Source organism: Mesorhizobium temperatum (genome assembly GCF_002284575.1).
GTDB classification, from domain to species: Bacteria; Pseudomonadota; Alphaproteobacteria; order Rhizobiales; family Rhizobiaceae; genus Mesorhizobium; species Mesorhizobium temperatum.
This window is the reverse complement of sequence record NZ_NPKJ01000066.1, coordinates 239,247-260,764: the sequence shown is the minus strand read 5'-3', so window position 1 is coordinate 260,764 and position 21,518 is coordinate 239,247. Positions and strand designations below refer to the sequence as shown.

17 protein-coding genes and 2 pseudogenes are annotated in these 21,518 nt (G+C 61.8%); 11 read left to right on the top strand and 8 right to left on the bottom strand.

All coding sequences use genetic code 11. The annotated features are described in order from the left end of the window. Positions 1 to 168: 168 nt before the first annotated feature. Both CIT26_RS25915 and CIT26_RS25910 read right to left on the bottom strand, forming a co-directional pair. On the bottom strand, positions 169 to 426 hold the full coding sequence (locus tag CIT26_RS25915) for a hypothetical protein (RefSeq protein WP_425350381.1): 258 nt from the start codon (positions 424 to 426) through the stop codon (positions 169 to 171). A gap of 74 nt (positions 427 to 500) precedes the next feature. Then, positions 501 to 1,307 (bottom strand): DUF2092 domain-containing protein, encoded by an 807-nt coding sequence (locus tag CIT26_RS25910; RefSeq protein WP_095495199.1) that lies wholly within the window; start codon positions 1,305 to 1,307, stop codon positions 501 to 503. Between the two features lie 708 nt (positions 1,308 to 2,015). Between CIT26_RS25910 and CIT26_RS25905 the strand changes: the two genes are divergently transcribed. The 11 genes from CIT26_RS25905 (at position 2,016) to CIT26_RS25860 (ending at position 13,138) form a co-directional block, all read left to right on the top strand. Next, positions 2,016 to 2,330: a hypothetical protein gene (locus CIT26_RS25905; RefSeq protein WP_245319557.1), complete on the top strand. Its 315-nt coding sequence runs from the start codon at positions 2,016 to 2,018 to the stop codon at positions 2,328 to 2,330. A 95-nt stretch (positions 2,331 to 2,425) separates the two neighbouring features. Beyond that, entirely contained in the window at positions 2,426 to 3,760 is a 1,335-nt protein-coding gene (locus tag CIT26_RS25900; RefSeq protein WP_095495198.1) for a DUF3300 domain-containing protein, read from the top strand. A 20-nt stretch (positions 3,761 to 3,780) separates the two neighbouring features. Next, positions 3,781 to 4,767: a DUF2950 domain-containing protein gene (locus CIT26_RS25895; RefSeq protein ID WP_245319556.1), complete on the top strand. Its 987-nt coding sequence runs from the start codon at positions 3,781 to 3,783 to the stop codon at positions 4,765 to 4,767. A 219-nt stretch (positions 4,768 to 4,986) separates the two neighbouring features. Then, positions 4,987 to 5,163 carry a hypothetical protein gene (locus tag CIT26_RS36800; protein ID WP_167391538.1) on the top strand — a complete coding sequence of 59 codons (177 nt, stop codon included), beginning with the start codon at positions 4,987 to 4,989 and terminating at the stop codon, positions 5,161 to 5,163. 352 nt (positions 5,164 to 5,515) lie between these two features. Continuing rightward, positions 5,516 to 7,894 (top strand): arylsulfatase, encoded by a 2,379-nt coding sequence (locus CIT26_RS25890; RefSeq protein WP_095495197.1) that lies wholly within the window; start codon positions 5,516 to 5,518, stop codon positions 7,892 to 7,894. Positions 7,895 to 7,980: 86 nt separating this feature from the next. Further along, a complete protein-coding gene (locus CIT26_RS25885) occupies positions 7,981 to 8,997 on the top strand; it encodes an HAD family hydrolase (protein WP_095495196.1) in 1,017 nt (338 codons plus the stop codon). Between the two features lie 92 nt (positions 8,998 to 9,089). After that, complete coding sequence (locus CIT26_RS25880; RefSeq protein WP_095495195.1) at positions 9,090 to 9,503, top strand: hypothetical protein; 414 nt, start codon at positions 9,090 to 9,092, stop codon at positions 9,501 to 9,503. A gap of 71 nt (positions 9,504 to 9,574) precedes the next feature. Then, positions 9,575 to 10,018, top strand: a complete 444-nt coding sequence (locus tag CIT26_RS25875) for a YidH family protein (protein WP_095495194.1) — start codon at positions 9,575 to 9,577, stop codon at positions 10,016 to 10,018. A 55-nt stretch (positions 10,019 to 10,073) separates the two neighbouring features. Next, positions 10,074 to 11,576 carry an arylsulfatase gene (locus CIT26_RS25870; RefSeq protein WP_095495193.1) on the top strand — a complete coding sequence of 501 codons (1,503 nt, stop codon included), beginning with the start codon at positions 10,074 to 10,076 and terminating at the stop codon, positions 11,574 to 11,576. Between the two features lie 303 nt (positions 11,577 to 11,879). Next, positions 11,880 to 12,797, top strand: coding sequence for a formylglycine-generating enzyme family protein (locus CIT26_RS25865; protein ID WP_095495256.1), 918 nt, complete (start codon positions 11,880 to 11,882; stop codon positions 12,795 to 12,797). Beyond that, positions 12,797 to 13,138 (top strand): DUF1622 domain-containing protein, encoded by a 342-nt coding sequence (locus CIT26_RS25860; RefSeq protein ID WP_095495192.1) that lies wholly within the window; start codon positions 12,797 to 12,799, stop codon positions 13,136 to 13,138. The genes CIT26_RS25865 and CIT26_RS25860 overlap by 1 nt, the downstream gene beginning before the upstream one ends. A gap of 84 nt (positions 13,139 to 13,222) precedes the next feature. Here CIT26_RS25860 and CIT26_RS25855 read toward each other — a convergent pair whose 3' ends face one another. The 6 genes and pseudogenes from CIT26_RS25855 to CIT26_RS25830 all read right to left on the bottom strand — a co-directional run bounded on the left by CIT26_RS25855 (position 13,223) and on the right by CIT26_RS25830 (position 21,513). Continuing rightward, positions 13,223 to 14,398, bottom strand: coding sequence for a hypothetical protein (locus tag CIT26_RS25855; protein WP_095495191.1), 1,176 nt, complete (start codon positions 14,396 to 14,398; stop codon positions 13,223 to 13,225). Between the two features lie 146 nt (positions 14,399 to 14,544). Continuing rightward, positions 14,545 to 14,790: pseudogene (locus tag CIT26_RS25850) on the bottom strand (glycosyltransferase family 4 protein); the annotation flags it as partial. 423 nt (positions 14,791 to 15,213) lie between these two features. Continuing rightward, positions 15,214 to 15,628, bottom strand: a pseudogene (locus CIT26_RS25845) (type II toxin-antitoxin system VapC family toxin). Next, complete coding sequence (locus CIT26_RS25840) at positions 15,628 to 15,864, bottom strand: type II toxin-antitoxin system Phd/YefM family antitoxin (protein WP_095495190.1); 237 nt, start codon at positions 15,862 to 15,864, stop codon at positions 15,628 to 15,630. The pseudogene CIT26_RS25845 and the gene CIT26_RS25840 overlap by 1 nt, the downstream one beginning before the upstream one ends. Before the next feature lie 184 nt (positions 15,865 to 16,048). Continuing rightward, a complete protein-coding gene (locus tag CIT26_RS25835; protein WP_095495189.1) occupies positions 16,049 to 17,350 on the bottom strand; it encodes a TIGR02679 family protein in 1,302 nt (433 codons plus the stop codon). Continuing rightward, complete coding sequence (locus tag CIT26_RS25830; RefSeq protein WP_245319554.1) at positions 17,347 to 21,513, bottom strand: TIGR02680 family protein; 4,167 nt, start codon at positions 21,511 to 21,513, stop codon at positions 17,347 to 17,349. Before CIT26_RS25830 ends, CIT26_RS25835 begins: the two co-directional genes overlap by 4 nt. Positions 21,514 to 21,518: the final 5 nt, after the last annotated feature.

Here is a 21,518-nt window from a genome sequence, read left to right as displayed (position 1 = left end):
AATTATGGTGTTCGCCGCTTACGGTCACAAGCAGAGATTATCGGTTGGCATCACAGCCCTTGCGAAAAGCGGGCCGCCATCAACATTCCTGCAAACGCCGCCGACCGGTCGTTTCAGCCCCAGTCGTTGTACTGTCATTGGAGACCCTCCCGCTTTGGGCGGCTACGATCAGTTCACGTAGATGACGACGTAACGGCCGCCATAGGGCTGGTAGTATGTGCCGCCGCACTGCCAAACCGTAGCGCCGTTGATGCTAGTCCGAAAGCAGGCGGGGGGCAGCGTCGCCACGTATATCGTCGAGCGGCGGACGACCCTGCGCGTTGTGCGCCGCGCGACGCCGGCGACGCTGCGGGGCGTAAGCGGCCTGCCGACGCGCGCTTCCGCGGTGGGAACGATCGAACCTGCCGGAATGAAGTAACCGTCCATCAGGCCATCGGTTACAAGAAACGCCGTCATAACAGCGGCGACCGAGAGATGACTACGAAACATGCGCCGCGCGTTCATTTGCTGCCCTCCAGTACAAGTTCGCCGACCTCGTCGGAGTCTATCCGTTCCAGCTTTTTCGCGTTGGCTGGAGGCTTGAACGAAAACAGCCTGGTGTCGACCTCGCCGGCTTTCCAGTTGCCGAACCGCAACGAATATTGCGGCGCGCCCGTCACCCATTTGGTGGTGATCACATATTTGACAGGCAGTTTCTGGGCGCCTTTGCTGATCCAGATCTGCCAGTCCACGTCGTCATTGCGAAAAGCCAGGTGATCGCATTCGACGCCGCCGACAAAGGCATCGCCGACCAGTCTCCCCGACGTAACGCCTTCGGTCAAAACGGTATAAGGGTCGGTGACTAGAAAATCGGCGCCCGCAACGTCGAGCCCGGTCGACACCCTGAATTCCTCGACCGCCTCATCAATCGACGCCCCAGGACTGTCCAACTGCGCATAGACGTTCATGCCCTTGCCGTAGAGCGAGATTATCTTGCCGTCAAAGGTGAGTTCTACATCGGCAAAAGGCCCTTTGCGGGTCATGTGGAAGCCGTCGCCGCGGGACGCCTGGACGGAGCCGGAAGCGCTGTACTGCAGCTTCTGGCCGGCCAGATCGACGATCTCATGATCGGTGTCATAGTCGACCGTGAACGCCTGCAAGCCTTTGAGATGGTTCGTCATCGCCTTAAGGATACCGTCAGCATCGGCGTCGATGACGTTCTGGCCCCACGACGGCGAAACGGAAAGTGCCAGCCCGATTGAGATTGCCGCTATTCCGATAGATCGCGGCCGCGATCTAAAGTGCAACTTCAGGATTGCTTGGTTCATGTTTCATCTCCAATCCAGTGCTCGGCGATTCTTAGTTCGGAAAACAGGAGCGTGACCGGTGCGAAAGCAAAATCCATCCGATCCGTTCACTTCAGCCCAATAGCTTATCCCGCCGTCAAACTGATCGGTCAGCTACATCATCGACAGCCGCAAAGTTTGAGGCGATCGGATTCGACAGGCTGTCGCGGAATGCCTCACTACGGCTCATCAATTTGCGGATCGCAAATTCGGGATGCGAAAGGCGTCGCCGAATATGTCTGCTCCCTATCAGGAGGTTTGCCGTTTGCTGCCATAGCGCCATCCCTTCGCTAGAATGCGCATAGTCTTTTTGATGGTGCCAGTATCACTATGTAAGTTACGTAGTCGGACTGTTGCTGGCGAAGCTGTATCTGCCCATGACCGAGGATTGACATGCTTGTAGCGGGCGGTTCCCAACAACCCGCAACGTCTTACCGACCCAACCAAGGCTATTGCGCGATATCGACACCGGGAATTGGATCTCCCTACCGGTCATTTGTCCCGTCGAGCTAGACCGTATCCTAGACACCCCGGCTTTCGATGCAACCGAGCGGATTCTGCCCGTAGGTTACCGTTAATTACCTTCCGCCCCGAGCGGCAATAGGCAAACCTCACGAAGGACGATTTTGTCGAAGGCATGTTTGATGATGGCGCTCCCGAGGGGCGCTGACCTGGAGGAGACATCAAACTATGACCAATCTTGCCTACGCCGCGAAGCGCTACCTGTTGTCCATCCTCCTGTTACTGGGGGTCGCTGCCTCTGCCACCGCGCAGAACGCCGATCAGCTTCCATCTTGGAATGACGGAAAGGCCAAGCAGTCCATCGTCGCCTTCGTCGAACGCGTGACTGCGGAAGGCGCGGCAGACTTCGTGCCCGAAGCAGAGCGCGTCGCCGTCTTCGACAATGACGGCACGCTGTGGCGAAGCCGAATGGCCAACACGTGGCAGGGCGAATTCCCGTGGCGGAACCTCTGCGAGGACGGAGACGTTACCCGTGCCATTTAGGTTTCCGCTGCATTGCACGCAGAACGTGACAAACACTACTAAAAAGGCCCGGCGCAAAGCCTGCCCGGACAGAGACAGACAGGGAGGATCGAAGCATGACGGGCAATGACTTGTTGAAGGTCGGCGCGGCGGCGCTGACGCTGCTGCTTGCCGGGTTTGGTTCGGCGCATCCTGCCCTTGCACAAGAACAGGTCGCGGCGGCTGGCGCGTCCGCCGACGTGACGGCGCCGGAGCCATTGAGCGCGGACGAGATGGAGGTGCTGGTCGCGCGGATCGCACTCTACCCGGACGAGCTGATCGCGGTGATCACCGCGGCTGCGCTTTATCCGCTGCAGATCGTCGAGGCGGCGCGCTTCCTCGAGCGGTACGAGAAGGACAAGGGCCTGAAGCCGAAGGAGAGCTGGGACGGCTCGGTTGTGTCGCTGCTCAACTATCCGGACATTGTAAAGATGATGAGCGACGACCTCGAGTGGACGCAGGCGCTCGGCGACGCCATTGCCTACCAGCAGAAGGACGTGCTGGTTGCCATCCAGCAGCTGCGCGACGAGGCGGTCGCTAAGGGCGTCATCAAGACCGACGACAAGATCCAGGTGGTCAAGGAGAACGACAATTTCGTCATCAAGTCGGCGAGCCCTGAAGTGATCTACGTCCCGCAATATCCGCCGCAGATGTTTTATGAGCCGAATTACGTGTGGGAGCCGATCCGCTATTATCCCGACCCGTACCCCTATTACTGGTATCCGACAGCGACCTTCTTCGCAGGCATGGTGACGGGCGCGGTCTGGGGCGCCGCCGTCGACTGGAACGACTGGGGCGTCTGGGGCGGTCGCTGGGACGGCAACGACATCAACATCGACTGCAACAATTGCTTCAACAATCGCGACTTCAACGGCAAGATCAACTTCAACGACGTCGACTGGAAGAACATCGACCGCGACAAGATCAACATTGATCGCAACCAGTTCAATAAGTTCGACCAGAGCAACATCAAGAGCCGGATCGAGAAGAATGGCGACAACGCCATCCGGGACCGCGCGCGCGACATCAAGAAGAACGACAAACTCGCCAACAGGGTGCCGGGCAAGACGGCCGGAACGAGAGACATCCGCAAGAGCACGCTGGACGGGCTGAAGGCGAAGCCCGCCAACGTGACCCGCCCCGCCAAGCCCGCCAACATCCAGAAACCTGCGGCCAAGCCTACCGCCAATCGCCCAGCGGCGAAGCCGGCCAAGGTGAACCGCCCGGCCGGCAAGCCGAAACCCGCAGCCAGGGTCGACAACCGGCCGAAGAAACCGTCGGGGCTCGGCAATGTCGATCGCGGCAAGGTGACGAGGGTGAGTTCCAACCGCGGCAACAAGTCGATGGGCGGCGGCAGCCGTGGCGGCGGCCACAAGCAGATCAGGCGCCCCAGTGGCGGACGCCGGCGTTAACGGAACGGGAGGACAGGATCATGATACAGATGTTCAGCACCACCCGTCACACGGGACTTTTGCATACGATCGTTCTCCGCTCTGTCTGTGCCGTGGTGCTTGCAGCCGGCATCGCTGTCTCGCAGCCGGCATCCGCGCAGGACGCGCCGCAAGCGCCGGAGATCACTGCGTTTGCGGCCGCCGCCGAGCCGCCCGTCTTCGACACGCCGGAGGCGGCTGTCGAGTCGTTCAAGAAGGCGCTGAACGACGCCGGCAACGGTGCGGTTGCCGCCCTTCTCGGCCTCGATGCGGAAAAGCTGAAGGCCGACGAGAACGCGGACGAGACGCTGGCGGCGATCAAGGAGGGTGTGGCCAAGCAGCTTGTCCTCGATGGCGAAGGCGACCGCCGCACGTTGCAGATCGGCGACAAGCTGTGGCCGCTGCCTTTTCCGATCGTCAAGGGCGAGGACGGCAAGTGGGCTTTCGACACCTATGCCGGGCTCGAAGAGATCGTGAACCGGTATGTCGGCGAGAACGAGCTCACCGCGATCGAGACGATGCGCGCCTTTGTCGACGCGCAGGAGGACTATTCATCGCAGGACCGCGACGAGGATGGGGTGGAGGAGTTCGCGCAGAAACTGATAAGCTCGGAAGGCGCGACCGACGGGCTCTACTGGCCGAGCGACGACATCAACGGCGAGAGTCCGGCCGGTGGCAATATCGATCAGGCCGAGCTCGAGGACGCGGCCAAGGGCGAAGGCTATTTCGGCTACAAGTACAAGATTCTGACCGGCCAGGGCGACCATATCGCCGGCGGCGCCTACGACTACGTCATAAACGGCAACATGATCGCCGGCTTCGGCCTCATCGCCTGGCCTGCCAAATACGGCGAAACCGGCGTGAAAACCTTCGCCGTCAACCAGCACGGCGTCGTCTACGAGACCGACCTCGGCCCAACCACCGAGCAGATCGTCAAATACATCGACCGCTTCAACCCGGACGATACCTGGCAGGTCGCGGCCGACTGAGAGAAAAGCGTTCAAGTTGCCTGCGGACAATATCGATGGATTGAAAATCGGGTTGGCTTTGAATCGATCAGCAACACCTGCGCTGCGGAGAAGAGGGTCACCATGCGACAGACATGAAGCGCCTTGTCGCTTGCAGCGCCATGCTCACGTTGCGCCGCGGATGTAATTTACACCAAGCTGTCGGCAGACGCTGCCACGCCACGCGGAGTGCTCGCTGCGATGGCGGCAGCGATTTTCAGCGAAGGCGGATACGAGACTGAGCGTCAACGTGCCTGGCTCGAAAAAAATGCCGGATTTGATGAAGAACACGCAGCAAGAGGAGATAGTGTAGCGGCCGTAGCGCGCGTCGACGATCGCGATGGCAGCGAAATCGAGATTGTCGAGGATGTCGCTTAAATCTGCGTCGATCTCAACAACGGGAAGCCCAAGCGAGTTCGTCTTCCTCGATAGACCCGCGGCCCAGAAATAGGGTGTGACGGAAAAGGTCCAGCCGTCGTTTTACCGTCGGCTCAACGGCCGGCGCTGTAGCAGATATGACATCGGCGGCGCCGGACGTGGAGTTCTTCCTTGGCTCATTGAGGAAAGCCGGACTCACCTCAACGACCGACTTTTGCGCGGCCGAGCGGATTCTGCCCGTAGGTTACCGTTAATTACCTTCCGCCTTAAGCGACAATAGGCAAACCTCACGAAGGGCAACCCACCTGCCTTCCAAAGATAAGTGGCAGGCGCCGCCAAAGGGGAGATCACGATGAGCGATAGCACAGACAAGATCAACCGTAGCGTCCTTCCAATACCGACACGTCCGCGAACCGGTCTCATCACCTACGACGCCAAGGATCCGGAATCGAAGTATCCGGTTATCGAGCAACTGCGTCCGCCAAAGGGCGCCCCAAACGTCTTGGTGATCCTGATCGACGATGCGGGCTTCGGCTCCTCAAGCGCCTTCGGCGGTCCTTGCCAGACGCCCAACGCCGAACGCCTGGCTGCCGGCGGTCTTAAGTACAATCGCTTCCATACGACAGCTCTTTGCTCGCCGACGCGCCAGGCGCTGCTCACGGGTCGCAACCACCACTCTGTCGGCATGGGCGGCATTACCGAGATCGCCAGCGGGTCGCCCGGCTATTGCTCGGTCCTGCCGAACACGGCTGCTCCACTGGCAAAGACGCTGAAGCTGAACGGCTATGCGACCGCACAGTTTGGCAAATGCCATGAGGTCCCTGTGTGGGAAACGAGCCCGGCAGGACCGTTTAACGCGTGGCCCACCGGTGGCGGTGGCTTTGAATATTTCTATGGCTTCATCGGCGGCGAGGCACACCAGTGGTATCCCTCTCTCTATGAGGGCACCACGCCGATCGAGGTGCACAAAACGCCGGAAGAAGGCTACCACTTCATGGCGGACATGACCGACAAGGCGATTGCCTGGGTCGGCCAGCAGAAGGCGCTGATACCGGACAAGCCCTTCTTCATGTATTTCGCGCCCGGCGCAACCCACGCTCCCCACCATGTTCCGAAGGAGTGGGCGGACAAGTATAAGGGCAAGTTCGATCAGGGCTGGGACAAACTGCGCGAGGAGACCTTCGCCCGCCAGAAGAAGCTCGGCGTCATCCCTGCCAACTGCCAGCTGACGCCGCGCCACGAGCAGATTCCTGCCTGGGATGAAATGCCCGAGGAGATGAAGCCTGTTCTGAGGCGTCAGATGGAGGTCTACGCCGGATTCCTGGAATACGCCGACCACCACGTCGGGCGGCTCCTCGACAGCCTCGACCAGATGAAGCTGATGGACGATACGCTGATCTACTATATCATTGGCGACAACGGCGCTTCGGCCGAGGGAACCCTGATCGGCTGCTACAACGAAATGGCCAATTTCAATGGCCTGGCCGCTCTCGAGACGCCACAATTCCTCATGGAGCGGCTGGACAAGCTCGGCGGACCGGACTCCTACAACCACTATGCTGTCGGCTGGGCGCACGCCATGAACACGCCTTACCAGTGGACAAAGCAGGTCGCTTCGCACTGGGGCGGGACCCGAAATGGCACGATCGTGCACTGGCCAAACGGGATCGCAGGCAAGGGCGAGATTCGCTCGCAGTTTCATCATGTCATTGATGTCGCACCGACCATACTGGAGGCGGCCGGGCTTCCGCAACCACAGGCGGTGGACGGGGTTGCCCAGATGCCGATCGAAGGCGTCAGCATGCTCTATTCGTTCAACGAAGCGAAGGCAGCGGAGCGGCACGAGACCCAATACTTCGAAATGTTCGGCAACCGTGGCATCTATCACAAGGGTTGGACCGCGGTGACGCGGCACAAGACGCCGTGGCTGCTGCATGGGGAGACGGTTCCCCCCTTCGACGACGACGTCTGGGAACTTTACGACACCAGCAAGGACTGGAGCCAGGCCAACAATCTGGCAAAGCAGATGCCGGAGAAGCTGCATCAGCTTCAGCGCCTGTGGCTGATCGAGGCCACCCGCTACAATGTGCTGCCGCTGGACGATAATGTCGCCGCTCGCTTTGATTCTGATCTGGCGGGACGGCCGGTTCTGATCAAGGGGAAATCCCAGATCCTGTTCGGAGGCATGGGTCGGCTCTCGGAGAACTCCGTTCTCAACATGAAGAACAAGTCGCATTCGGTGACCGCCGAGATCGTGGTGCCGGACGGAGGCGCCGAAGGCGTGATCATCTCGCAGGGCGCCAATATCGGCGGCTGGAGCCTCTACGCCAAGGGCGGCAAGCTCAAATACTGCTACAACCTGATCGGCGTACAGCATTTCTTCGCCGAATCCGCCGACGCTATCCCGCCAGGATCGCATCAGGTCCGCATGGAATTCGCCTATGCAGGCGGCGGTCCTGCGAAGGGCGGCACGGTGTCGTTGTTCATCGACAGCAAGAAGGTCGGAGAAGGCGCTGTGGGCGCAACCGCGCCCTCGGTCTTCTCGGCGGACGATGGCTGCGATATCGGTTGCGACACCGGAGCGCCCGTTTCGCCAGACTACGGCCCGCGTGGAAACCAGTTCAATGGAGTCATAAAGGGCGTGCAACTCGCCATTGGCGAAGACGCCGAGCATGCCGACCACCACGTCTCGCCGGAAGAGGCCCTGCGCGTCGCAATGGCGCGGCAGTGATGCCGCGCTGAAGAAAACGCCAAGTCCATTCAAAGGATGCGCCCGTCTCGATGGCGGGCGCGGCCCTAGCGAACGAAGAAAGTGCAATGAAAATCAAAGACGGCCTTATGACTGCTGTGTTCGCTGGCACTCTGGCTGCGACCACCAATGCACACGCTGCCGATGCACTTCCATCCTGGAACGAAGGTCAAGCCAAGCAGTCCGTCGTCGCGTTCGTCGAGCGGGTGACATCGCAAGGCTCTCCCGATTTCGTGCCCGAGTCCGAACGCATCGCGACATTCGATAATGACGGCACGCTCTGGTCCGAGGAGCCGATATACTTCCAGCTTGCTTTCGCACTCGATCGCGTGAAGGCGTTGGCTCCACAGCATCCCGAGTGGAAGGACAAGGAACCCTTTTCCTCTCTGCTCAGGGGCGACCTCAAAGCTGCGCTCGCCGGTGGCAAGCCGGCAGTTTTTGAGATCATGGTCGCGACCCATGCGGGGATGACATCCGAGGAATTTGCGGGTGTTGTCCACACCTGGATCGCCACCGCGAAGCATCCGAAGACCGGCCGCTTGTACAGCGAAATGGCCTATCAGCCGATGCTCGAACTGCTCGCCTATCTCCGTGCCAATGGCTTCAAGACCTTCATCGTCTCCGGCGGTGGCATCGAGTTCATGCGGGTCTTCGCTGAAGAAGTCTACGGCATTCCGCCGGAGCAGGTGATCGGCAGCAGCGGCAGGCTGAAATTCGAGATCCGTGATGGCAAGCCGGTTCTCGTCAAGCTGCCGGAGGTCGACTTCATCGACAACGAGGCCGACAAGCCGGTCGCCATCCAGAAGCATATCGGCCGCCGGCCCATCGCGGCATTCGGCAATTCCGACGGCGATCTGCAGATGCTGCAATGGACGACGGCCGCGTCTGGGGCGCGCTTCGGACTGATCGTTCATCACACCGATGCGGAACGCGAATGGGCCTATGACCGGCAATCGTCCATCGGCCTTCTCGACAAGGCGCTTGATGAAGCCGAGGCGAATGGCTGGACCGTCGTGGACATGAAGGACGACTGGAACACCATTTTCCCGAACCTTCACAAGGTCGAGCCCAAGGTCGAGCCATGAGCGGAATCACCGACGTTAGAGTATCTGATCAAGCATCCCAGAGGCGCAGAGCCGGACGTGGGCTACCGTCTTCGCACGAGGAATGAACAGGGATGGCAATCGAAGACATTCTGCAACGTTTTTGGGAAGACCTCGTCGCACGGCCGAGTGGGCCACTGGCGCTTCGGTTCCTGCTTCAGCCGGTGATGGCGACTTTGTTCGGGATACGCGACGGCATCAAGGACGCGCGCGACGGGCGCTCGCCTTATTTCTGGACCGTCCTGTCAAAGCCTGACGAGCGCCGCGCGCGCCTTGTCGAAGGGGTCAGATCGACGGGCAAGGTTATGGTGCTCGCCGTGATCCTGGATGCTGTCTATCAAATCATGCAACTCGGCACCTTCTATCCGTTTGAAGCTGTGGTCGTCGCGATTGTTCTCGCCTTCGTTCCCTATCTCCTGATCCGGGGGCCGGCGGCGCGCATCGCGCGCTGGTGGAGCAGCGGCCGTCTCGGACCAAATCATGAGTGATCAAAAAGCCTTGGGGCCGATCTCGCACGCTGAAACAATGTCGTTGAATAGGGAATTCAAGGGGGATCAGAATGGTGAGCCAGCCCGTGGATGAGAACCCGCCAAGATTTGAAGTCCGTGTGACATCGGACAGTCATTTCTCTTGGCTGCGTACGCGTCTCAGCGTCGAGCGCACGCTGATGTCGTGGGTGCGAACGGCCGTCTCGCTTATCGGCTTCGGCTTCACGATCGTCCAGTTCTTCGAGCGTTTTCAGGACATGCAAGGCGTCGCCCCGGCGCTTCGCCCGCAGGCGCCGCGCGTTCTCGGCCTTGCGCTCATCCTCGCCGGCGTGGGCGCGCTTGCTGTCTCGCTGTGGCAATACCGATCGCTACTTCGTTATCTGTGGAGCAAACAGTTCGCTCAGCTCGCCGGGGTGGACAAGGACCCGCACAAGACGCCGCTCTTTGCCGTCACGATCGTACTGTTGCTCATCGGCATTTTCACTTTCATTGCCGTGCTGTTCCGGTTGGTCTGAAGGCAAGGTGGCGCAGCATCCGAGTGGCAACACGAAAACATAGGAGAAGACGAAAATGGCAGACAAGAAACCGAATATTCTGGTCATGTGGGGAGACGACATCGGTCAGTCGAATCTCAGCTGCTATACCAAAGGCATGATGGGCTACCGGACGCCCAACATTGACCGCATCGCCAACGAAGGCATGATCTTTACCGACTCCTATGCGGAGCAGAGCTGCACCGCCGGCCGCGCGTCGTTCATCACCGGCCAGTGCGGCCTGCGCACTGGCTGCACCAAGGTGGGCCTTCCCGGCGCCGAGCTTGGCCTCAAGGCCGAGGACATCACCATCGCCGAAGCGCTTAAGCCGCTGGGCTATCGCACTGGCCAGTTCGGTAAGAACCACCTCGGTGACCGCGACGAGCATCTGCCGACGATGCACGGCTTCGACGAGTTCTTCGGCAATCTGTATCACCTGAACGCCGAAGAGGAACCCGAGGAAGTCGATTATCCGAATGTGGAGGACTTCCCCAACTTCAAGAAGAAGTTCGGACCGCGCGGAGTGTTGCATTGCTGGGCGGATGGCAAGGGCGGCCAGAAGATCGAGAACACCGGTGCCCTGACCAAAAAGCGGATGGAAACCTGCGACGACGAGTTCCTCGCAGCGGCCAAGAAGTTCATCCAGGCGGCCCACGACGCCGGCGAGCCGTTTTTCGTTTGGTTCAACACGACGCACATGCACGCTTGGACGCATGTGAAACCAGAGAGTCGCGGGCAATCCGGCCGTTGGCAATCCGAGTACCACGACGTCATGATCGACCACGACAAGTGCATCGGCGAGATGCTCGACTTCCTCGACGAGCTCGGTATCGCTGACAATACGTTCGTGCAGTACAGCACCGACAACGGGCCGCACATGAACACCTGGCCGGATGCCGGCAATACCCCCTTCCGGAACGAGAAGAACTCGAGCTGGGAGGGCGCCTATCGCGTGCCCTGCATGGTCCGCTTCCCCGGCATGATCAAAGCCGGCTCGGAATCAAACGAAATCGTCAGCCACCTGGACTGGTTTCCGACCATCCTGGCGGTGGCCGGCGACTCCGACATTGCCGCGAAGCTGAAGAACGGCCACACGATCGGCAACAAGACCTTCAAGGTGCATCTCGACGGCTACAACCTGCTGCCTTACCTCACAGGAAAGGAGAAGAAGAGCCCCCGCGAGCTTTTCATCTATTTCACCGACGATGGCGATGTCGCAGCGCTCCGCTACGACAATTGGAAGATCCTGTTCATGGAGCAGCGCGTCCAGGGCACACTCAAGATCTGGCAAGATCCGTTCGTGACGCTTCGGGCGCCATATATCTTCAATCTGCGGTTGGATCCGTACGAGCATGCGCAGATCACGTCGAATACCTACTACGATTGGATGTTCCGACACATCTACCTGCTCGTGCCCGCACAGGCCCTCGTCGGAGAGTTTCTGGCGACCTTCAAGGAGTTTCCGCCACGGCAGAAGGCGGCGAGCTTCAGCCTCGACGAGGTGATCGCGAAGATGGCGGAAGCCTCGAAAGGAGGGTAGGGGGACGAGGCGAAGGTACGGACCGCGGCGGTCGACCGATGAGGTTCCGGGAGGCGGGCAGCGCCACCCGGCATTGACTGCCGGGCGATTGGCGCGTTTGGCCTAACAAAAAGATACTTGGGAGAACGTGATGAAGGAGTGGCTAACCGCCATGACAGAGCACGCAGTGATCATCATCAACGCCATGGCGTTGATGATGATCGCCTTCGCTGGCTGGGACGACACAAAGGGTGCCGTGTTGTGAATGACTCTGTTGATCTGACCACGCGCGATCGAAATAACGGCGTGCCGCCTTTCGAAGGGATGCTGTGGATTCCCGGCGGCACTTTTTTGATGGGCTCGAACGAGCATTACCCGGAAGAGGCGCCGGCGCACCGCGTCAAGGTGGGTGGCTTCTGGATGGATCGCCACACCGTCACCAACCGCGAGTTCGAGCGTTTCGTAGCCGCGACCGGCTATGTCACGCTCGCCGAGCGTCCGGCAGATCCCGCAGACTACCCCGGAGCGATACCAGAACTCCTGGTGCCGTCGTCCGCCATGTTCAAGAAGCCGGCTCAGAAAGTCGACATCCGGAACTCCTACAACTGGTGGGTGTATGTAGCCGGCGCCAATTGGCGCCATCCGCGCGGCCCGGCGAGTTCCATCAAGAAACTGGGCGACCACCCGGTGGTCCATGTTGCGTTCGAGGATGCCGAAGCCTATGCGAAATGGGCGGGCAAGGAACTGCCGACCGAAGCCGAGTGGGAGTTCGCAGCCCGCGGTGGGCTCGACGGCGCCGAATTTGTCTGGGGGGACGAACTGACGCCAGGCGGCAAGCATCTGGCCAATACTTGGCAAGGCGAGTTTCCCTATGAAAATCGCAACGAGGATGGCTACGAGTGGACGGCTCCGGTCGGTTCGTTCCCGGCCAACGGCTTCGGCCTCCACGATATGGCGGGCAATGTCTGGCAGTGGACTACGGATTGGTATCAGGAGCACTCCCGGATCGACAGCCCGTGCTGTACGATCGACAATCCGCGGGGTGGTCAGCGCGAAGCCAGCTTTGATCCCCACACCCCTGAGATCATGATCCCCCGCAAGGTAACCAAAGGCGGCTCTTATCTATGCGCGCCCAATTACTGTCGGCGATATCGGCCTGCAGCGCGCATGTCGCAGCCAGTTGATACCTCGACCTGCCATCTCGGCTTGCGCTGCATCGTTCGTTCACGCTCGAGGGAGTGATGGAACAGGCATTTGCCGTCGTTACCGGGTATGCCGTCCTGCTTATCGATGCAATCGCCCTCATTGCAATCGTGTACGGAACAATCGAGGCATTCGTCGGCGCCATTCGCGCCATGTTTGTCCCTTCGAAGCGCACGGAGGGACGCGTCGTCTGGCTGCGCTATGCACGCTGGCTGGTCGCCGGCCTAACCTTCCAGCTCGCGGCCGACATCATAGAAACCTCGATTGCACCGGGCTGGGATGACATTGGACGACTGGCGGCGATTGCGGTGATCCGAACGTTCCTCAATTACTTCCTCGAGCGGGATTTGGCCGAGGTGCGGGAGTCTCAGCCTACCTGACAGGTGCTATTGCAAGGCAAGGAGAATTTGGATGCTGAGATGCGGAATCCGTATCGCCACCCTGGTCGGATTGTCATTCTACCTCTAGAAAAGCAGTCCCTTCAGTCCTGCCAAGATTTCATCCATGGGTAGTGCCAGGAACACGATCGGAACGAAAGGCAGCAGCAGTGCGACGCCGAGTATGGCGATGCTTTTGAGGTCGATCGGGACTAAGCGAAGTGCGTAGACAGTTGCGACGATCGCGTACAAATCGGTAGTCGCCGAGAAGTCTGGCTTCTCGAGCGCGGACTTGTCGGCGGGTCTATCTCGTCCAAGCCATCTCTCTTCGAACGCCGCCCCGACCCGGGTGGCAAGAGCGCCGTATTCGAATGAGCCGCGCTGCAACGCCCTCATCAGCATCGGCGTAAAGAAGAACAATGGCGCGGCAAACAAGGCGCCGACCGCCACCAAGAGGCCGGCACTGAAGATCGTGTGCTCTCTCGGCAGCGCTCCATCGACCAAGACAATATGCGCCGAACGTCCGGCAACCATCGTGGCAAGCGCCATCGCTATGAGGGAAAATGCCCGCAGCGAATATCCCAGCACGGCAAGGCCCGCTGCGCCATCCGGATGGGATGCCAAGAGGCGGAGGTCGAGCTGGGCGATCCGCCACAGAAGGTGCGCCCACAGCGCAAACCTCCACCCCCAGCCAAGCAGCAAAGTCAGGAGCAAAGGGAGGCTCACCAGCACGTGCCACCAGCCGGCTGGCGAGAAGGCAGGAGCAAGGCCACCGGTCTTGTGCCAAACTGGAACCTGATCGAACGGCAGCGAAAACACCACCGCGCACATGAGGAGATAGGCCAGAGCGATTACGACAATTTCCGCTGCGCTCGAATTGAGGAGCGAACGGGTCAATGCGACGGCAGCGTCATATGGTCCACGGTCCTTCTCGGTTATAAGCCCGGCATCGGCAAAATGCCGTACGATCGCATTGAGCCTTGATGCGCACTGCGCTTCGCCCAAGACGAGTAGTGGTGCGGCGATCAGGTACCGCGCGTGCATACCCGCATCCCAAAGGAGCGGCGTCATTCCGTCGGTGTGCATAGTCACATTTTGAATGCCGGCTAAAACGAGAAGGGGCACCCAGCCTACCGCACCGACGATCATCGCACGGCGGCCAACATTGAGTTGAGCACCCTTAACGAAGCCGAGACGCCGCTGGAGCCCGACTGGCGGACCATTCTCAAACAGTGCTTCGTTTGCGTGCAGGGCTTCGTTCATTTGCGTGCGCACATCTGCTCCCGATCCCGACAACGCGGCTCCAGTCCAAGCCAGATCCGCGTCGCCGCCCTACAGGGCGGCATCGTTAGCGATTTGCCGCGGAGTCATTTCATCACCCCAGACAAGCTCGGCCGCATCGGAACGATCACTTCGTCCAGCATTGCGAGATGGGCGGCGATGGAAGACCGTCGCGCGTTTGGGTCAAGGCGCAACGCCGTGCTGCCCTGCGGCACCAGATTGGCGGTGGTAACGGAGTTCCCGCTGGCGAACAGCGAGACCTCATGACCTCTTCTGACAAGCTCCTCGGTGAGGAACGACACGATCCGTTCCGTGCCCCCGTAGAAGCGCGGCGGGACCGATTCGTCTAGGGGCGCGACCTGAGCAATTCTCATTTCTTGCGGCTTTCGGTGACGACCGGGCGGCTAGCGTAAGGTTATCGCGTGGAGCACAGTGGGGGAATGTAAGTTACGTGGTTGGCTGGGTAAGGCAGCTAGGCGGATCAAAGATCGCCGGCTCGATGCGATCCGATCGACCACGTGATTGCCGGTGACGTTTCCGGCGAAGCAGGAAGCAAGATCAAGGCTGATCGCGAGCCTGCCCAGCCGCGCGAAAATGCGCTGGATCTGGTGAAGAACAGCCGAGAACAGGTTCGGTGAGGGTAGCTTCATCGACGGACGTCGAGCTCTTGCTCGGCTTGCTGAAAAAGCAGGTTCACATCGAGGACTGACTTCGAATTCTCCAATACAGTAAATTACCTTCCGCCCAGAGAGGCTATGTCTCAACGTCACCTGAGCGCGACTCTGGCGCGGCTCGCATCATGCCAGAAATTGCGTCGGCACGCCGAGAACCGGTCCAGCCTCGGCGAGCTTTTGGTCGAGCGTATGCACCGTGGCGCCATGCTCCGATGCCGTGGCGAGATGCAGCGCGTCGCCAGCGCGAAGCCCGAGACCATGCTGATCGGCGAACTTTGCCGCCGTGCGGAAATGCCCGCCCGTGACCGGCAGCACGGTGAAGCTCTCGGCGACCAGCTTGTGGAACATCGCGAGCGCTGCTCCAGGTTGATCTGCCCGGTTCGCAGCTTGATCGCCATGGCAGACGGTATCTCGGTGATGGTCCAGTCGCTGATCAGAAACTGCGCCGGATCCTGCTCCGCCAGCCGGCTCTGAACGCGCAGCGTCATCGCTTCATTTGAAAGAGCGGCAACGATCAGCGACGGTCGAGATAGTGCATCAGTAGCGGTCGCCATCCCGCATCGACCGTACCAGATCGGCAGAACTCTCGGCCTGAGGCGGCATGGTCGCGGTCAAGGATTGCAGGACGGTCGCGTCGATCCGCTGCCGCGGCTTCGCCACGGCGGTGAGCCGTGCGACCGGTTTACCCCGCCGGGTGATGTCGATCGAGTCTCCCGCCTCGACCCGATCCACGAGGTCGCTCAAATGGGCTTTGGCATGTGCCAGATTGATCACATCCTTGTCACGCTCCTGACCATGTAGATGGTCATGCAGCGTGTTGCGCTTAACACTTTCAGCGAGAGGTTTTCATGCATCACGTTCTGACCCGGCAGCAACTCTATGACATGAGTCTGGGAACGTGCCGTGTCCGAAGTGCTGCTGTCGTTCTGAAAACGTGCCTTCTTTGAAGAATGCAGCTTTATCGATCGTCGAGATCCGGCAACAACGAGGCGGCGAGGGCCTCTTCGGCGATGGCCACGCAGTGCTCACGCATCGCGGGCGCCAGCGCTCCGTCCCATGATGCTTCGGCCACCTTTCCCCCAAGCGGGTGCGCCAGGCCCGGCGCCGTCCGCACGGCGGCAATGTAGTCCGCGGCGCCAAAGCGCCATGGCTCCGCACCATGTTCTCGCATGACCTGGTTGCCGATACGCAATCCGGGCCAGTCGAAATCGCCGTGATAGCGCAGCCGCGCGCCCGCCAGTGCCAGTTGAGCCAGAAGGCATCGTTGCGCGGCGGCTGGCATCCCTTCGGTACAGACCAGCGGGGCGCAGCCTGCCCCCCATCGGTCCGCGGCGATGGCGAGCAGGTTGGGATTTTCGCAGACGTAGACGTTGCGGCCCGCTACATCCCATCGGGGCGGCGATCGCAGCAGCGATCGCAGCGATGCATAGGCCGGTTCTCCCAGGGGCAAACGGTCGCTTTCGGTCCCGTTTGTCGGCAGGTTCAGGAAGAGGGCCGGGCGTGCCAGTTCGTTGACCAGAACGCCTGCTCTGGCCCATGTCTCGCGTATCCGCTCCGCGCCGGCGGCCGCTTCCAGAACGACATCCTCTCTCGATTTCCGTTCCGTCTCGCCATCTTCGTCGGCAATCGGTGCTGCGGCGTCAGGAGCGGGCATGGCGGTCTGGCGCAAGACCGCCAGCACGAGTGCCGCGGCCCCGCGACCATTGTCAAGCGCATGGGCATCGCCCAGCACGCCCGCCGCCAGTTGCGAACGTGTTATGCCTTTAGCCGGCAGGTGCTGCAGCACCTCTTCGGCGCGCCGGCAAAGCTCCGCTGCCGCGACCGTATCCCGCCGAGCGAGCCGCTTGACGAGGCCGATGCCTTCCGGCGTCAGCAGCAGTCTGGCCAAGTCGGGATGGCTGCAACCATCTATTACGCTCGACCACAATGTTTGCTGTCGAAGGCGTGCTCCGGCGAGATGAAGGATGGAGCCGTCAAGCCTTTCCAACGCATCGCGCAGCGATGTGGCGATGCCGGCGCGCCGCAGGTCGGCATCGACGCGGCGGACGTCGATCTGCAGGGATTTGGAACGGCGCTGCGCGCGACCGAGCAGCGCCGCCAGTGCAGCGTGTTCCTCTGCACTGAGTCCGACGACGCGAATATGATCGACGGCGCCTTCGAGCGGCGCGCGCTCGAAACGTTGGCGCAGCCGCTTGCGCAGCGAGGCAAGATCGTCACCACCGAGCAGGCGTTGAAGACGCGGGTCGACTTGATCGCTCATGCCGGCGCAAATCTGCGATCGGGATCGGCCTCGGGCTTTTTCTCTCGTCCGTCCCAGGTCCATCGCGAGACGAATACGGCATCGATGCCTTCGCGCCGCTGCAACTGGCAGATGGCGACACCCGGCAGCTCCGCATAACAAGCCCACTCGCGCTCGCTGGTGATGACGAAGTCCAGATCGAACTCGCGGATCAGCCCCATGCAATGCGCTCGCGCCGTGTCATCGATGCCGGCAAAGGCTTCGTCGAGCAGCATCAGGCGTGGGGCCAAGGCATAGCTGCTCTGGCTGTAGAAGCTGGCGACTGCGGCAAAGAGCGGTACCGTGAGGCCGAGCGCCCGCTCGCCGCTTGAAGCGGGTCCGGAAAGCTTGCGCCAATGGCCCTCCTGCCAGCGTTCGACGCGGAAGCGGTGCCAATGGCGATAATCGAGGGCGCGGGCGAGCTGGTCGAGCAAGGTGCCGCCGCTGTCCTTTCCACCGATCGAATCAGCGCGCTCCCGCTCGGCGGAGATGCGCTGCTGCAGCATCGCGCCGACGATGCGACGATCGTCTGTCGACCAAAGGTCCGCGCTGGTGTTGAGCAGGCGCTTGCGCGCCATGTCAAGACCCACCGGCGCGCCTTCCTCTTCGGACAGCGGCTGCCACAACAGGCGATAGCGCACGCCGGTGGAGGTCGGGCGCTTGTGCAGTTCGCCGTTGATGGCATCGACCTGGCGTTCGGCGGCCTGCAACAGGCGCTGGATCTCTGCGGCGATTTCGGCCTGCAGATGATTCTCTAGGACGGCGCGTTCGTTCGCGCTGAGCAGTTCGCCGCGCTGGGCGATCTCTTCGGCCAGCCGCATGGCGAGGCGGTCCGGCCGTTCGCGCCGGTTCTGATAGACGATATCCACCCTGAAACCCCAGTCGTTGGGATCAGCCTGGGCCTGGTGGCCCAGCGCGCCGAGCGCGCGCTGCAGCTCGGTCAGTTCCTCGGCTATCTGCCGCTGGATGCGCGCCCACGCCTCGTCGTCGTCCTTGAGGTTCGACAGTTCCTGTTCCGCGCGTCTGGCCAGCGTCAGCGCCGGGTCGATCGTCCACGGGTTGCCGATGTCAGGCAGTTCGATATGCGGCAGCCCCGCAGATAGCAGGCCGGTGCCTGCAAACTGCTGAAATCTGGAGATCATCTGGGCGCGTGCTTCGCCGCGTTCCTGAAGGACGGCGTTCGCTGTCTCTGCCCGTTGCCCGGTGACCGCGCGTGCCTCTCCCGCTTTGCGCAATGTATCGCCGGCGAGCTTCAGCTCGGCTTCGCCGGTTTCGACGGCGCGGCGGGCATCGGTCAGCCTTCGCTGCAGTTCCTCGACCTTGGCGCCGACCGTTTCCCGCAGCAGCTCGAGCCGGGCAGTGGCGTCTTCCGTTTCAATGCGGGCCGCCACGAGTTCCTCTTCGCGCTGCTGCACGTCGTTGCGCGCCTCACGCTCGCGAGCATGCTGCCGTTGCGACTCGGGCAGTGCCAGACAAACCTCGTGAGCTGCTTGCTCGAGCCGGGCCTGTGCATCGCGGTAATGATCCAGCGCCGCTTCGACGGTGGGCAGCGCATCGGGCGTTGCGGGCAGGCGCAGGTCCATGGCATCCGCGGCGAGCTGTTCGCGCAAGGCCTTGAGCGCCTGTTCGGCCTCGCGGCAGCGCGTATCCGCTTCGGTCAGTTTTTCGCTGGCCAGGCGCGCGGCGTCGGCAGCGGCGGTAGCGGCCATATGAGCGCGCCGCAATATCTCGTCAGAAGGCGCAAGGCGCCATTCTTCGTCGGCCTGTTCGCGATCCAGCGCGAGCTGCTCCGCTTTGCCTCGCACGGCCGCCAACTCATCGGAGAGTTGCGCAAGGCGGCCGGCAATCTCGGCCAACCGCCGCTCGCGGGCTGCGGCGCGGGCCGCGTGGCCAATGTAGACCGCCTCCGGCTTGCCCCACGCACCGGACAGCGCGCCGAGGCGGAAGCGGCCGTCGGCGGATATCCAGGCCTCGCTATCAATAGGTTCCTCATCCGCCGAGGCGATGCCAGACAGCACCCGCTCGATGATATTGGCCGGCACGGCGCAGCCGGCCGGCACGGTGGCTTCCAGCCAGTCGACGAGCGATGGAGAATGCTTTTGCCGTTCCAGCACCTGGGTATCGTAAGGCAGGGTGCCGCCGTCGCCTGCCTGGACGTGTCCATCGGGCGATATCCAGGCGTCGAGCAACCCGGCGGCTTCGAGTGCGGCTTCAAGGCCGGCACGTTGCGGGGCGGCCACTGCGCCACGAAAATCGATCACCTGCCAGAGCGGCGCACCCTGACGCGCGTCCCGGACAGAGGCGTCGCGCGTGTAGGGCAGGGACGGCGCCATGTCGTCGCCGGCTTCCAGGCGTCCGCGTTCGTCTTCGAGGATGCCGTATTCCATCTCCAGCGCCTGTCGTTGGCCGTCGAGCGCCACGCCACGCTGTGTCAGAGAGAGACTGGCTCCTTGATATGCCGATTGCAGGAGCTGGCGAGCGGGGTTGTCGCCTTGCAGCGACGCTGTCCATTCCGCCAGGGCCGTCAATGCCGCGGACCTGCTGTCGGGGTCGATCTGCAATTGCTTCAGACCGATGAAATGGCGGTCCCAGCTTTCCGCCAGGTCCCGGCCTTGCCGTTCGACCTCGGCGTCAGCTCGGGTCCGACGCTCGGCAGCCTCTTCGGCTTCGACCTGCCGTTCATCCCGGATTTCGCGGCGCCGCATGTGGGCGGCCTCGGCCTGAGCGACTTCGCCGTGGCGGCGACGCAGCAACGCGATCTGTTCACGCCGGCCGGCGACGAGGTTACGAAGCTCGGCGCAGGCCCTGTCGAAAGCATGCTGCGTCAGTTCGACCAGCGCGGAAGCCTCCAATTTGGCGAGGGGATTTCCAGCGTGCTGGCCGGCGATGCCCGCCGCATCGGCTTGAACTGCGCTTTCCCGGCGCAGATCAGCCAATGCGCGTTCCGCCTGCTCCACGCGCCGGGTTGCGCGTCCGGCTTCTTCGGTGCTGAGCCCCAGTCGGCGGCCCGCTTCTTCGACGGCTGCTGTGGCCCTCTGCATCGCTTGCAGTCGCGCCGCCTTCTCCTTTTCGGCATTTTCGAGGCGGTTGGCGTCCTGCATCGTCGGGTCGGAGCGCAAGGTGTCGAGCCGTGCACGCCCGCGCGTCAGCGCGATCTCGGCGCTATCATGAGCGGTCCGCTCCAGCGCTTCCTGCCTTTGCGCTTCGTCGAAGCGAGCCTGGGCCTCACCTCGTGCTCGGCTGGCGTTGTCGAACTCCGTCTGTGCCTGGCGCAACAAGCGTGCCTGCCGGCGGGTCTGCGTGCCAGCGTAGACGCGATAACGCTCCTCGAAACGGCCGACGGCCTTGGCCAGGCTTTGATATTCATCGAGCTGACGGCGGTCTTCCTCCAGCTGTCCGAGCGCTTCGGCAACGTCGCCGAGCAGTTCGGGCGCCAGCGGCGGAAGTGCCTCGGTCAGCGCATTCGAAAGCGCGGTTTCGTCCGGCTTTCTGGAAAGCTGCGGCTGGCGAAGCTGGATCAGCGTGTCCATCAACGCGTCGTAGCGCTTGGTGCCCAGATGGAACAGGCGCTCGTCGACGGCGCGACGGTAGCCGCTCGCAGTGTCGAACACCTGGCCACGGCCATCGAGCGCGTCGCGCAGGCGCTCCTTGGTCAGCACTACCCGCTGCGGACTCGTCAACCACAGATCCTGGTTGATACGCGGCGCGTCGTCGGTGTCTTCCAGCAGGAAGAACCAGCTGTCGACCTGCGGACGACCTGCTGTCGCAAGAAGGCCGGCGCCGAGCGAAAGAAAACGTGGCGTGCCGTCTTCCGCAACGCGACCGAACTCGATCCACGCATAGCCGATGCGCCGGTCGTAGCTGTTCATCAGCAGGTTCCAGGCCATCTTCTTGCCGCCGTCGCCGTCGGGTTCGACGCGGGAAGACTTGAGCTGCGCGTCGAACAGGAGCGGCAGCGTGAGCGACAACACCTTGGACTTGCCCGTGCCGTTATTGCCGCGCAGCAACAGATGACCGTCGCGGAACCAGAATTCCTCGGTGTCGTAGTGAAAGAGCTCCACCAAGCCCAGGCGCAGAGGCTGCCAGCGCTGCCGCGTGGGCATCGGCAAAGGCGGCTTTTCCGGCGTCAAGGCGAGCAGGTTCAAGCTAT